This window comes from Bradyrhizobium sp. WBAH42, assembly GCF_024585265.1.
Taxonomy (GTDB): domain Bacteria; phylum Pseudomonadota; class Alphaproteobacteria; order Rhizobiales; family Xanthobacteraceae; genus Bradyrhizobium.
Map to the genome: position 1 here is coordinate 7,949,275 of NZ_CP036533.1, position 13,728 is coordinate 7,963,002.

Here is a 13,728-nt window from a genome sequence, read left to right on the forward strand (position 1 = left end):
AAGTGCGCACGATCACGACGCAACCGCGTGCATGGCGACGACGCCATTGATGGACCCAGAGGTCGAGGATGTAGTGCAGGAAGATGTTGGCAAGGAGCGGGCTGATACCTGCCCTTGCGGCGTACCCCTATCCGTCTCTTGCTTCTCGCCGCTCTCAAGAACGCCAGCCCGCAGCAGCCTGATGAGCCGCAGGATACGAGGATCGGCGATCCTGTGCGCCAACATCCGCAGCAGCCACTCGTGGTCGACAGAGTCGAAGAAGCTGCGTATGTCGGCATCGAGCACCCAGTTCACGCGCTGGCTCATGATGGCCGTATGCAAGGCATCAAGCGCCATGTGAGGATTCCGCCCCAGCCGGAAGCCGTAGGAGAACCCGAGGAAGTCGACCTCATAGACGGCACTCAGCACCTCAGCCACCGCGCTTTGGACGATCTTGTCCTCCAGCGCCGGCACACCGAGAGGCCGCTTACCGCCGTCGGCTTTAGGGATGTAGACTCGCCGCACCGACTGTGGCCGGTAGCGACCAGTGTGGACCCGTCCGCAGAGGTCACGGACGTTATCCGTGAGCCCCTCTTCGTACTTCGCCACCGTTACCCCATCGACCCCTGCGCTGGCCTGCCGCTTTTGTCGTCGAAACGCCCGAAGCAGAGCGTCCTCGTCGACATGGTGCAGCAAGGCTGTGAACCGGGTTTGGGCAGCCTGCTTGGCCGCCGCGTTCACCCGATCGAGGTTCGGCGTCAAGGCAACCCGGCTCTGTGTCCGGACCCTCGCCTTCTCGCGCGGGCTCCCCTGGGGCTTCACAGGTACTATGGACCAGTCCGACTCCCGACCTCAGCTCGGACAGTGGCTCTGGCAGTGCCTTGCCGCTGTCCCCCGCTGGAGACCAATCCAGCGGACCCGGTCGGGCCTCTCATGTTCCGATGACTACCTTCCATGCGTGATCCGGCCATCGACCACGACGGAGTGGCATCGTCTCGCGTAACGACGATGCTCATGTTGCCTTCGTGACTAGGGAACACACTCGGCCTCCGTGAACATCCACCTTTCGAGGCTCATTCCCGCACCCCGCATGGCTCCTGTCTACACTTCGAACCCCGCGTTGCCGCGACGCCCGCAAGACTCGGTCCCGGCTTGCCTGCTTCGGCTTTGGCCGGATGGGACTTGCACCCACAAGCAATCATCAGCTTGGCATGACGTACTCCCAAGGAGTGGTGTAGCTGTCAATACGCCAAGTCCACTTGACCGGCTCCGCCTGGAGGTCGTGCCGCCCGGCTGAGCGAACCTGATGGCTCCGGTTCTGGAAGTGGTGGATATCTTCCGCCGCTACGGCGAAGCGTTTCGGCAAGCTCGTGCCGGACATCTGGGCCGCGTCGAGCGGCGCGTCATGGGCGCGATCACGGCATGCCGGACGGCTGTGCTTGGCGGCCACATCGAGCAATGCGACTGCGGTGCCACCCGGATCGCCTACAACTCCTGTCGCAATCGGCGTTGCCCGAAGTGCCAGGGCTCGGCGCGCGCGCAATGGCTTGCTGAGCGACAAGCCGAACTCCTTCCCGTGCCATACTTCCACGTCGTCTTCACCTTGCCGGCGCCGGCCAGAGAGATTGCTTTCCAGAACAAGGCGGTGGTCTATGCCATTCTGTTCCGCTGCGCGGCCGAGACGCTCACCACCATTGCGGCCGACTCCAAGCATCTCGGCGCTCAGCTCGGTCTGACCGCCGTCCTCGTACTTGGGGTCAAACCCTGCAACACCATCCGCATATCCACTGCGTCGTGCCTGGTGGTGGACCTTCACTCGACGGCACACACTGGGTCGCTTGCCGGCCCGGCTTCTTCCTGCCGGTGCGCGTCCTCTCCAGGCTGTTCCGCCGCCTGTTTCTGCGAGCGCCTCGCTCAGCTCCGACGGACCGACTGGGTCGTCTACGCCAAGCCGCCATTCGGCGGGCCTGAACAGGTGCTGGCTTATCTCGGCCGCTATACGCATCGCGTCGCCATCGCCAACAGTCGGCTGATCTCGCTTGCCGACGACAAGGTGAGCTTTGCCTGGAAGGGGCTATCGGCAGAATCGTAAAGCCAAAGTGATGACGCTCGATGCCGGTGAGTTCATTCGTCGCCTCCTCCTGCGCACCCTGCCGGACGGCTTCCATCGCATCCGCCACTATGGCTTCCTCGCCAATGGCGGGCGCAACGATAAAATCGTCCTCTGCCGTCAACTCCTTGCCGTCCGCAACGCTCCGACTGATCAAGAAGCCGGCGACGATCCCCTCACCAAATGCGAGATACCCGCCTGCCCACATTGCGGCGGCACCATGCGGCGCGTCGACGTCGTCCCGCGAGCCTGCGCCCCCGACCATCCATTTCGTTGTGACACGTCATGAGCGACGCCTGCACCATCCACTCCGTCCATGATCACCTTCGCGGTGGCAACGTCCGAAGCCGCCGTAGGTGCACTCGTCACCGAACACCCGGCCGATCGTTCGACCACGCATCCCAGCGCCGCAAATCTCTCACTGGATCGCGCCTTTGGCCCGATCAATGGAACCCCTCACATCAGCTGAAGGTCGCGCGGACGCGCGGTGATCACAGGCGCGCCTTCGCCGCAGGCGAACCCGCCGCACTGTCCCCATAGGGCCACAACTCCGCGGCTTCGTTCAATCCGGCTTCTATGATGTCGCACGTGCCATCGCGCGCGGTTGGCCTTTGCCCCGCGACCTCATAGAACCCTCAAGATTCCATCGAATCGCCAGTCATCATTCCGTCCTCGCATCGGAGGTGGCGATGCGACCGAAGAAGCCCAAAGCGACGGGATCGGACGACCTGTTCCGGGCCAGGCTGGACCAGATCATCAATATGAAGCACGAGCTGGTTCAGCTCGCTGGCAAGGTCGATTGGGACTGGATCGATGGGGAGATTGCGCCGCTCTACAGCGAGAACGGCCGGCCCGGGATAGCGACCCGCTTCGTGATCGGGTTGCTGCTGCTCAAGCACATTTACGGCCGGTCCGATGAGGGGGTGTGCGAGCGCTGGGTCCACGACCCATATTTCCAATACTTAACCGGCAAAGAGTTCCTCCAGCACGCCTTCCCGCACGAGCGCTCGGACCTGAGCCACTGGCGCAAGCGGCTCGGCGACAAGCTGGAGCTGCTCTTGGCCGAGAGCCTGCGGGTGGCGCACGAGGCCGGCGCGTTACGCAGCCAGGACATCAAGCGGGTCACAGTCGGTCGAGTAGCCGCAGGGAATTGCGCCCCGAGGCTCTCACGAAACCGGACGTGAACCTCTCGATTCATCCGGCTTCTATCTTCCAGCCGCAGGTCGAATGCCGACTCGCCACAAATAGAGTGGGTTCGGATCGCGCTGTGCGAGCCGTCCCAACCAATATACTGAGGCGACTTTCCGGCCTTTCAACCGCTTGTATTTCCGCCTCGTCCAACGGGCGAGCGCGTCGTTTACGTGACGAAGGACGTTGCCACATTCCGTCCGGTAAAACCGTCCGTAATAGTTCAGCCATCCTTGCACGACAGGATCAATCAGCTTGGCGAGTTCTTCAAGACTCCAGTGGTTTCGCGTCGAACCCAGTCGCCATGAGCGAATGGTTTGTCGGATTCCTTTGGCAGCCTTGTTGCTGATTGCCGGGAGGAAGTTGAGGAACTTCTCGTCCTTTCGATCGCGAGCGCTGCGCGGCTGGAAGGTGTAGCCAAGGAAGTCAAACGAGATGTGTTCGCATTCCTTTCTCCGTTTATTATCCTTGCAGTAGACGATCCGGGTTTTCTCCGGATGGAGCTCCAGACCGCATTCCGCAAGACGTTTTCGGATCGCCTCCATCACGGTTCGAGCCTCGCTTTCAGTTCTGCAATGGATTATCGCATCGTCAGCGTATCTTTCGAAACACAAACAAGGGAAGATCTGCTGCATCCAACGATCGAATGCATAGTGCAGAACCAAATTTGCGAGCAGCGGTGAAACCACTGAACCCTGAGGGGTTCCGCGTGTTCTCTCCACTAGGATTCCGTCTTCTTTCTCCACGGGAGCTTGCAGCCACCGCTTTACGTAGAGACGAATCCAGCTCAGTTCCGTGTGGTGGGCGGCCTTTTCGATCAGGTGCCAAGGAATCGAGTCGAAGAACGACTTGATATCAAGGTCGATAACCCAGTCGAATTTCCAGCAACGCTTTCGCGCTGTCCCCACTGCGTCAAGCGCGGCCGGGCCGATAGCCGTAGGAGTCGGGATGGAATATTCGTTCCATCGTCGGCTCCATAACCATCTTTGCAACCGTCTGAGCCACGCGGTCAGCTATAGAGGATATTCCTAACGGACGCTTCCCTCCATTAGCCTTGGGAATTTCCACGAGACGGACGGGAGGCGGAAAGTATGCCCCCGACGACATTCGATTCCAGATCTTGTAGAGGTTTCTCTTCAAGTCTTTTCGAATTCCTCGATGGAAACCCCGTCCACACCCGCTGACCCGCGGTTCGCTTTCACCTGTTTCCAAGCTTCCAAACGAGATGTTTGGGGATCTGATACGACTTTGCCTCAGTCATCGGCTCCTCCCGTTTCCGGTTGGCCGGTGACTTTGGCTGGAAGATCGGGTCCCTTCGCTCCGCCCGTATTACCCGGCCTCATCACTATTACGAACCCGTCCGCCCCTGCGTCGCGCATTGGTACTCTGCCCTCGACGGGTCCGCCGCCTTTGGGGTCTCCCTTGGCATCGCGACGCAGGTTCCCATGTTCCGCGCAAGAGCCTGCCATGGGGATCACGCCGCCTCTACACCGGTTGCCGCCCGGCCAATAGACAGGCTCTCGCCGCGCTTGATCCCAGGAGGTGGTATCGCCCCTGGTTTCGACAACACCTGAACTGTACTTTCGATGCATCATCGGCGGTTTACTTGCGTTCGTCTTCCCGTGGCTCACCTGACAGGCTGATTGCCTGCCTTTTCCAGCAACGCTCACCACCTCAGCCATTGAGCTAAAGCAGCTTGTGGCGGTTTGGCCTCTGATCCTGCAATCCGAGTCCGAGGGGCCTTCCCTCATCTCTTGCGCAGCAAGGCTGCTCGGAAGATGGTCTACATACTCAACCTCCTTCTTCGCGCCGTCACGGCGCACATACCACCGTGCAGCCGAAGGCGATCACCTTCCCGACCGATGCCAAGCTCTTGCACGCGGCGATCAAGGGACTCAACCGTCTGGCGAGGAAGCACGGGGTCAAGCTGCGGCAGTCCTATCTGCGCATTGCCAAAACCGCGACAATGATGGCGGGACGCTACGGCCATGCCAAGCAATTCAAGCGGCATCAGCGGCAGTTGCGCATCCTGCGCAGCCGACTGGGCCGGATCATCCGCGATTCCGCCGCAAGATCGAAGGTCAGGCTGTGCTTGAGAACACGTTCGCCCTCCCGCTCAGCCGGGCCTCGCAGATCCGCTCGCAGCAGCAGCGCCAGCGCGGCTTCAAGCTTTATTCCTTCCACGCCCCGGAGGTGGAGTGCATCGGCAAGGGCAAAGCAGCCGCGCCTTACGAGTTCGGCGTCAAAGCCTCCATCGTCACCAACAACCGCCGTTCTCCCGGGGGCCTGTTCGTGCTGCACGCCAGGGGGCTACCCGATAACCCGTACGACGGTCACACCTTGCGGGACGTCATCGACCGCACCGAGACACTCACCGGCTGCGCGATCGAGCGGGCCTATGTCGACAAGGGATACCGCGGCCACGACGCACAAAATCCCCGACGGATCTTCATCTCCGGCCAGAAGCGCGGCGTCTTCGGTGTCATCAAGCGCGAGCTGCGCCGCCGCTCCGCCATCGAACCCATCATCGGACACCTGAAGGCCGATGGTCACCTCGGCCGCTGCTACCTCAAAGGCCGCGCCGGCGATGCGGCTAACGTCATCCTCTCAGCCGTCGGCCACAACTTCCGCCGCATCCTCGCCTGGCTCAGAGAACTCTTGTGCCTCATCCTGCTCCAGCTATGGCGCACGTTCGGCCGTCCCGCCCCGCTCAATTCGCCTTCTTAACGGACGACGATCGAGCAACGTGCCTTCCGTCAGCGTCGAGCCTTGCAACCGCTTCACGAGAGCGCGCGGTTTCGTCGCGCACTGAGCAGAAAATGACTGTTGCAAGCGTCTAAGTTGTATGCAACCGTAGGCTTGGGCCTCAGAAACCCAAGATAGCATCAGTGGCCATCAATGGGCCAGCGTATAAAGCCCCGTTCGGTGAGACGGTGCGCCCATGTCGAAGGGGCGCCCCAAAAGCACATTGGCCGTTCAGGATTACGGTTTCTGCTCCCCGCGCGCACTGACAGTTCAGGGGCCGGTCATCATGAATCAGGCACAGCAGAAACCCTTTCCTGACGATCATACGTCCGTCAGCAAGGACGAGGAATCGGGCGCACGAGGGTTGCGGCGCCAGGATCGGTTGCAGCCGGCGCACGACGAGCCGGTCAGCGAGCCCGTCAGCGACAGCGCTCCCCATCCCGAAACGCCCCGAGGCTCCGGCCGATGGGTTCGCCGCCTGCTCAAGGTCGTCATCGGCCTTGCCATCGTCGCCGTGTTCGGATGGCTGCCGTTGAAGGCGGTGCTGCAGACCTCGAGTGTGGAGGCGGTGGTCAACGCCAGGATCGTGACCTTGCGGTCACCGATCGACTGGACCGTGAGTGCGAAGCCGCAGGGCTCCGCGCAACTCAGCGTCGTTCATGAGGGCGATACGATCCTTCATGTCGTCAACGCACGCGGCGATCGAGTGCGGCTCGATAACCTCCGGCGGCAGATGTCGCGGCTGGAGAACGAACGCCCAAGCCTGGCCGCCAAGCTCGCGGCTGCCGAGACCGCGCAACAGGACCTGGCCCGCCAGGCGGGCCAGTTCCGCGATGGCCGCATCCTTCAGCTCGAGGCGCGCATCGCCGAAATCCAGTCGGCGATCGAGGCCGCGGCCGCGCGACGGGAGGAGGCAGTGGCCGCCGTCGAGCGGGCCTCGTCACTGATCAAATCGGGCAGCGTCTCGACGGTCGAAATGGCCCGCCTGACGCGCGAGCAGGCGATCGCCCAGCAGACCGAGATCGGTGCCCGCCGCCGGCTCGATGCCGCCAAGGTTGAGCTCACCGCTGTCAGGAGCGGCACCTATCTCGGCGACAGCTACAACGACCGGCCGAGCTCCGCTCAACGCGAAGAGGAGATGCGACAGCGCGCCAGCGATCTGCGCGCCGATCTGGCACATGCTGATGCCGAGATCGACTCGCTGACCCACGAGATCGCCGTCCTCGCTGACCCACGAGATCGCCGTCGAGCAGCTGCATTACGTCAACCGGGCGGAAGCCGACATCAAGGCGCCGGTCGCCGGGCGTATCTGGGAGATGATGACGTCGCCGGGCGAGGATGTCCGGGCCGGGCAGCCCTTGCTCAAGCTGCTCGATTGCAGCGGCGCCGTGGTCACCGCCAACGTCACCGAAGGCGTCTACAACCGCCTCCGGCTCGGCGAGCAGGCGAGCTTCGAGCCGAATGACGGCAGTGCGGCGGTCCATGGTGAGATCGTCAATCTCACCGGCGCATCGGGCGCGCCCGCGAACCTTGCGATCAATCCGGATGCGTTGAACAAAGAACCGTATCGTGTGACGGTCTCGATGCCGGCGCTCGACAGCACGGGCAAGGAATGCGCGGTCGGCCGCACCGGGCGGGTAGTGTTCAACGGGGACGCGGCAAAGTCATGATGGCGGCCTTTGCGCCCGGGCTGGTCGCCTTTGGCGCCTGCCTTGCGATCCTGCCGCTGCTCCGGCGCGAGCACACGCTGGCCCGCGTCATGATGACCGGCCTGTCGTTCGTGCTGCTGCTCCACTACTTCGTCTGGCGGGTGACCCAGACCTTGCCGCCTCCGGGTTTCACCGCCGACGCGCTGGTCGGCTTTCCCTTTGTGGTGGCCGAGGCGGCCTCGATGATCGCGGTGTGCCTGTCATTGCTGTTCCTCTCCAGGACCATCGATCGCTCGCCCGAGGTCAATGCGATCCTTCGCCGATCCAGGGCGTCGACAGATGCGCCGCTCGTCGACGTCTTCATCTGCACCTACAATGAGGAGAAGGCGATCCTGGAACGCACCATCATCGGCGCGACGGGACTGAACTATCCCAATTACCGCGTCTGGGTGCTCGACGATGGGCGGCGGCTCTGGCTGCGCCGGCTCGCCCAGGAGCTCGGCTGCAACTATCTGACCCGTCCGGACAACCGCCACGCCAAGGCCGGCAACATCAATCATGCGCTCCGGCACGTATCCACCCTGCCGGAGAGGCCGGAGTTCATCTCGATCCTCGATGCCGACTTCGTCCCGATGCCGGACTTCCTGACCCGGGCGATCAGCCTGATGCAGGACGGCAGCGTCGGCGTCGTGCAGACGCCGCAGCACTTCATCAACCCGGATCCGATCCAGACCAACCTCGCCGCGACCGACGTCTGGCCCGACGAGCAGCGCTTCTTCTTCGATATCCTGATGCCGGCCAAGGATGCTTGGGGCACCGCATTCTGCTGCGGCACCTCATCGCTGATCCGCTTCTCCGGCCTGATGCAGATCGGCGGCTTCCCGACCGATTCGGTGACGGAAGACTATCTCGTCACGCTGCGGCTGAAGGAGAAGGGGCTGCGCACGGTCTATCTCAACGAGCGCCTGACCATCGGCCTCGCGCCGGAGGGACTGAAGGAATACATCACCCAGCGCGGGAGGTGGTGCCTCGGCTTCATGCAGATCTTCAGAGGCCGCAGCGGGCCGTTCTCGCGGCAATCCAGGCTCGCCTTCATCGACCGGCTGTCGCTGATCGATGCCTTCATGAGCTGGTCGGCGGTCTACGGCACCAAGGTGTTCGGCCTGGTGGCGCCCTGGCTTTATCTGCTGTTCGGGATCAAGGCGGTCCATGCCGATCTGTTCGAGCTGCTGAAATATTTCATGCCGTTCTATGTCTGGCACGCCTTCACGATGGCCTGGATATCGCGTGGCCGCTCGCTTGCGATCATGACCGACGTCTCGCAATACATCGCGGCGCCGGCGGTCCTGAAGGCGGTCGTGACCGGCCTCGCCAAGCCGCAGGGCCACAAGTTCAAGGTGACCGCCAAGGGCGGCGACCGCAACCTCCGCTTCATCGAGTGGCCGCTGCTGCGGCTCTATGGCGGTGCCTTGCTGATCACGCTGGTGGGGATCGCCTACGCCTTCATCCTGCACCTGCGCGGCGAAAACATCGCCTATGGCGGGCTGGCGCTGGCCTGGAGCCTGTACAATTGCGTTGTGCTCGCGATCGTGTGCTTCATCTGCATCGAGCAGCCGCGGCGCCGCAAGGCCGAGCGTTTCGAGCGCGACGAGCCGATCCTGATCCACGAAGGCGCCGAGCCACGGCTGGTGCGGATGGCTGACATCTCGATCTCGGGCGCGCGCTTCATCGATCCTGCGCCGCCCGCAATCGGCGCCGCGATCAAATGCAATGTCTACGGCCAGAGCGTGACCGCGACCGTGGTCCGCCGCACCCGCGACGGCTTCGGCGTCCGCTTCGAGGATGCGGTCGCGACCCGGGTCAACGTCGTGCGCGCCTTCTATGCCGGCGAATATGTCCGCGCCTTCAGCGGCGTGCGCGCCGCGCCGGTCGGCAAGGCCCTGCTGATGCGGTTGTTCGGCTGACGACGAGCGGCGACAAGCCTGAGTGGCGGCGCAGTCTCTCACCGTCATGCAGCCTCTCACCGTCATCCCCGCGCAAAGGCTCCGCCTTTGTCGCTGGAGGAGCGCGCTCTTTCGCGCGTCTCGAAGGATGCACGGCCCGGATATGTCCGCGGGTTGGGTTCTCACGCGGCGCGAGCCTGGCCATCGATTCTTCGAGACGACCGCCGTGCGGCTTCCTCGGGATGACGGGTCGTGCATGCTCCGCTTTAACCTACGCCGCCGGCTTCGCGGCCTGGTCCTCGCTCGCGGGCAGATGCAGCGGCGCGCTCTTGATCGCGGCCTGCCGGGTCGGCGCCGTGATCTGGGCGCCGAGCAGGTCGGTGACATAGAACACGTCGCGGGCGCGTTCGCCGAAGGTCGCGACATGGCCGAGGCGATATTGAGGTTGAGCTTCGAGATCGCGGTGGTGAGCTGATAGAGCAGGTCGGGGCGGTCGAGGCCAGAGACCTCCATCACGCTGTAGCGGTCGGACCACTGGTTACTGATGGTCACGTCGGGCTCGACGATGAACGGCCGCGCCTTGCTGCGCACCGCGCGCTCCGCAACCGCCTCGGGCAGCCGCAGCTTGCCTTCCAGCACCTGCTCGATCATCTCGCCGATCCGCGTCGCGCGGCGGCCTTCGTCATCGTCGCGATCGGCGCTGAAGGTCCGTATTCATTCCGAATAAGCCGGCGAATACGCTGACGATCGCCCACAACGGCGTCGGCATGGAGCGGCAGGAGCTGGTCGACCATCTCGGTACGATCGCCCGCTCCGGCACACAGGCGTTCGTGTCGAAGCTGAAGGAGGCCAAGGACGGCCTAGGCCTGATCGGTCAGTTCGGTGTTGGCTTCTTTCTGCCTTCATGGTCGCCGAGAAGATCGTCGTGATCAGCCGCCGCGCCGGCGAGAGTGACGTCTGGACCTGGACGTCCTCCGGCGGCTCCGGATTCGAGATCGCCCGTGCCAGCGACGAGGACGCAGCGCGCGTGGCGCGCGGCACCGAAATCGTGCTGCACCTGAAGGACGACGCGAAGAAGTATCTCGAGACTTACGAGATCGAGCGCATCGTTGGTGCCTATTCCGACAACATCCTGTTTCCCATCGAGCTCGTGCCCGGTGAGGGCGAGCCGCGCCAGATCAATTCGGCAAGCGCTGTGGCAGCGCTCGAAGTCCGAGCTGACGGCAGACGACTACAAAAAGGCCTATCAGCAGATCGCTTCCGCCTTCGGCGACCTCGCGATCATGCTGCACTACCGCGCCGAGGGCAGCCACTCCTACGCCGTGTTGCTGTTCGCACCGTCGACGAAGCCATTCGACCTGTTCGAGCCGAATCGCAAGGGCCGCGTCAAACTCTACGTCCGCCGCGTCTCCATCACCGATGATGCCGATCTGCTGCCGGGTTACCTCCGCTTCATCCGGGGCGTCGTCGACAGCGAGGATCTCCCGCTCAACATCTCCCGCGAGATGCTCCAGAACAATCCGCAGCTCGCGCAGATCCGCAAAGCCGTGGCGACCCGCGTCCTGTCCGAGCTCGAAAGCCTCGCCGAGAAGGACCCGGAGAATTTTGCCAAGATCTGGGATGCTTTTGGCGCGGTGCTGAAAGAAGGCATCTACGAGGATTTCGAGCGTCGCGAAAAGCTGCTGGCGCTGTCGCGCTTCACCACCACGTCAGGCGAGAAGCGCTCGCTCAAGCAGATTATCGCCGATTTCAAGCCGAACCAGACCGAGATCTATTATCTCGTCGGTGACAGCATCGAGCGACTGAAATCCAATCCGCGGCTGGAGGCCGCCACCGCGCGCGGCATCGAGGTGCTGTTGCTGTCCGATCCCGTCGACGCGTTCTGGCCTCGATGCCGTCGGAGTTCGAGGGCAAGCCGCTGAAGTCCTTGAGTGGGCGACCTCAATCTCGACCTGATCCCGCGCGTCGACGAAACGGACGAGGCGAAGGAGGACGAGACGGCCGCCGCCGGGCATGCGCTCAGGACCATTCCCAATGGATACGAACCCTCGGCGAGTCGCGATGGTTGAGGTTTAGGCTCAGCTCCCGCCGCCCTGCCTTCTTGAAGGCTAGGTTCAAGATCGATTAAGGGATCCGTATTTGAATTCTCTATGTGGCGCTCAGAATGGGACTCATTGGCGCTCGGATTCTTGGATTTGAAGATTGAGGACGTCGTCTGCAAGTTGCGACAGCTCATCGGCAATCGGCTCGAGCTCCTGACGCGTCGCGGTACGCGGAATCTGAGCGACCATTGCGCGGAAGGCGGCATGCACCTCCTGCCAATCGGCAGGCCCCTGCCCGGCCCTTCGCGTTGGAACGCCTTCCTCGATGCCAGTTGCAATCATCTTCGCGATGTCGCGCCGGCACAGCGTGATCCGCTCACGCACAAGCTTGAGCGCGCGGGCTTCGGCTTCGATGTCGGCCGCCAGGCTCTCGAACTCTTCCGAGCGCATGACGAGCGGCGACAGATCGAAGCCGAAGGCGAGCTCGATTTCGCCGGCCTCGTCCTTGCGCGCATACCGCTTGCCATTTGGGCTGTCGCAGCGAACGATCAGTCCCGCGTCAACCAGGACAGCGAGATGACGCCGCAGCGTCGACGCCGGCATGCCCTGCGGCCGCCGACTGAGCTGATGGTTTGACAGGAAGACGATCAGATCACCCTCTCCTGTGAGCGCGGTCTCAGGATGGAAGGTCAGGAGCGCGTTTAACACCGAGAGAGCCCGCTCCGACACGCCAAGGCGCGGCCGTGCCGTGCAGATGGCGCGAAAAATCTTCCATTTGTGCACGATCTTTTGGGAAGGGCGTTCGGTTGCGACCATTTGGCTTGCCACATGGGCAAGCGTCAACGATCACCGCCCAAAAGGCGTCGTTGGAGAGTGTGACTGCATGTCTTTGCCTCAGCTGGGCAAGGTTTCGAGGCCTCCGCGCGATCGATCGACAACCCGCCTTGTACGATAGATCGGCTATGCCCGGCACCCTCGATATGCATCGCGAACGAGGCGCGCTCAATGAAGCTCAAGTCTTCGCGCGGCGCGTTCTCGAGTCCTTGCGCCACGACAAGCGCTTCATCTGATAGCGATCGCACGATCGCTTTGACGAGAATCCCCAATTCCCGCGTAGCGCGGACGCGGCGATGACCATAGGCGCTCTGGTAGCCCCCCTTTTACTTCAGGATGCTCCCGAACGATAATGGGCACTTCTTGGCCGCGCTGTGAGATCGACTGCTTAAGTGCATCGAACGAGCTATCATCCTGGTCGCGAAACCGGTCGGCCAGCGGTGACGGATCAAGAAGCGAGGGGTCGATTTCAAGGATCACCGCCCCGGAGGCAATCCTTTCGCGCAGCTCCTCGTTCTCTTTCTCGACTCCGGAAAAAGTGTCTTTCAGCGAGCGGACTGAGCCTGGGAGACCCGCGGCAAGGCACCGGGCATGTTGTCAGCTGACAACGCAGGTGACTGCGGGGCCGTGAAAAGGCTCTTGATGGTGTCAGTACGTTTGCTCATCGACCCCACACATTCTTAAGAAGTTGCGCGATTTCAGCATTGACCGTGTCGACCGAATTCCAATGCCCTCTCGCCCTATGGCGCCGCGCTCCAGCTCATACAGTGATTGCTTGGTGAGACCGGCATTGGCTATCGCGGTCGATTTCCACACCGTGGCCTGGAGCACATCCGATCCAAACAGGGTCCGAAGGAGGGCCACGATTTGAGCTTCGGGCAGGTCATCGGGATCGTGACGCGTGATGACATACCGGATGAAATCGTGCTTGAGTCGCCCGCCAGCTTCCTCAATGACGGACAGGAGGTCCGACGTCATGAGGAGAAACTGGCTCATGGATGCAACAGCGACCATCTGAGGATGTATGGTCACGAGCATCGCGGTCGCCGCGTTTAGCGCGCCCATGGTCAAGTAACCAAGTTGGGGTGGGCAGTCGATGACGACGACGTCATAATCGTCGGCGACCTGGTTCGATAGCGCTGGCGACGCGGCGAAAGAATAGGTCTTCGCCCGCGTTCACGCCGCTCGACCATTGCTCGGGGCGTGGTGTGCTCGAACTCCATAATCTCAAGATTGCC

General features: G+C 62.6%; 6 protein-coding genes and 7 pseudogenes. 6 read left to right on the forward strand and 7 right to left on the reverse strand.

Annotation, left to right across the window (positions count from 1 at the left end; translation table 11 throughout):
• Positions 1-12 precede the first annotated feature (12 nt).
• Positions 13-741 carry a reverse transcriptase domain-containing protein gene (locus DCG74_RS37250; protein ID WP_246708973.1) on the reverse strand — a complete coding sequence of 243 codons (729 nt, stop codon included), beginning with the start codon at positions 739-741 and terminating at the stop codon, positions 13-15.
• A 544-nt stretch (positions 742-1,285) separates the two neighbouring features.
• Here DCG74_RS37250 and DCG74_RS37255 point away from each other — a divergent pair.
• Both DCG74_RS37255 and DCG74_RS37260 read left to right on the forward strand, forming a co-directional pair.
• Positions 1,286-2,378: pseudogene (locus DCG74_RS37255) on the forward strand (transposase).
• Between the two features lie 400 nt (positions 2,379-2,778).
• A pseudogene (locus DCG74_RS37260) lies at positions 2,779-3,219 on the forward strand (transposase); the annotation flags it as partial.
• Positions 3,220-3,294: 75 nt separating this feature from the next.
• On the opposite strand, the gene DCG74_RS37265 reads toward DCG74_RS37260, so the two are convergent.
• Positions 3,295-4,185 (reverse strand): reverse transcriptase domain-containing protein, encoded by an 891-nt coding sequence (locus DCG74_RS37265; protein WP_257187507.1) that lies wholly within the window; start codon positions 4,183-4,185, stop codon positions 3,295-3,297.
• Between the two features lie 911 nt (positions 4,186-5,096).
• Between DCG74_RS37265 and DCG74_RS37270 the strand changes: the two are divergent.
• The 3 genes and pseudogenes from DCG74_RS37270 to DCG74_RS37280 all read left to right on the forward strand — a co-directional run.
• Positions 5,097-6,004 (forward strand): annotated as a pseudogene (locus DCG74_RS37270) (IS5 family transposase); the annotation flags it as partial.
• A 1,337-nt stretch (positions 6,005-7,341) separates the two neighbouring features.
• Positions 7,342-7,692 (forward strand): HlyD family efflux transporter periplasmic adaptor subunit, encoded by a 351-nt coding sequence (locus DCG74_RS39125; RefSeq protein WP_373569540.1) that lies wholly within the window; start codon positions 7,342-7,344, stop codon positions 7,690-7,692.
• A complete protein-coding gene (locus DCG74_RS37280; protein ID WP_172788363.1) occupies positions 7,689-9,635 on the forward strand; it encodes a glycosyltransferase in 1,947 nt (648 codons plus the stop codon). Before DCG74_RS39125 ends, DCG74_RS37280 begins: the two co-directional genes overlap by 4 nt.
• 250 nt (positions 9,636-9,885) lie before the next feature.
• Here the strand turns inward: DCG74_RS37280 and DCG74_RS37285 are convergent.
• Positions 9,886-10,310: pseudogene (locus DCG74_RS37285) on the reverse strand (bifunctional uridylyltransferase/uridylyl-removing protein); the annotation flags it as partial.
• 20 nt (positions 10,311-10,330) lie between these two features.
• On the opposite strand from DCG74_RS37285, the pseudogene htpG reads away from it, so the two are divergent.
• Positions 10,331-11,620 (forward strand): annotated as a pseudogene (gene htpG / locus DCG74_RS37290) (molecular chaperone HtpG); the annotation flags it as partial.
• 165 nt (positions 11,621-11,785) lie between these two features.
• Here htpG and repC read toward each other — a convergent pair.
• The 4 genes and pseudogenes from repC to DCG74_RS37305 all read right to left on the reverse strand — a co-directional run.
• Positions 11,786-12,499 carry a plasmid replication protein RepC gene (gene repC / locus DCG74_RS37295; protein WP_246708975.1) on the reverse strand — a complete coding sequence of 238 codons (714 nt, stop codon included), beginning with the start codon at positions 12,497-12,499 and terminating at the stop codon, positions 11,786-11,788.
• A pseudogene (locus DCG74_RS39130) lies at positions 12,496-12,801 on the reverse strand (hypothetical protein); the annotation flags it as partial. The pseudogene DCG74_RS39130 and the gene repC, both read right to left, overlap by 4 nt.
• On the reverse strand, positions 12,719-12,970 hold the full coding sequence (locus tag DCG74_RS38900; protein ID WP_306558005.1) for a ParB N-terminal domain-containing protein: 252 nt from the start codon (positions 12,968-12,970) through the stop codon (positions 12,719-12,721). The gene DCG74_RS38900 and the pseudogene DCG74_RS39130, both read right to left, overlap by 83 nt.
• Before the next feature lie 181 nt (positions 12,971-13,151).
• Positions 13,152-13,728: pseudogene (locus DCG74_RS37305) on the reverse strand (AAA family ATPase); the annotation flags it as partial.

Excerpts from the sequence above, each read along its gene's own strand:
- DCG74_RS39125 (WP_373569540.1), top strand. The coding sequence starts at position 7,342 with ATGACGTCGCCGGGCGAGGATGTCCGGGCCGGGCAGCCCTTGCTCAAG.
- DCG74_RS37280 (WP_172788363.1), top strand. The coding sequence starts at position 7,689 with ATGATGGCGGCCTTTGCGCCCGGGCTGGTCGCCTTTGGCGCCTGCCTT.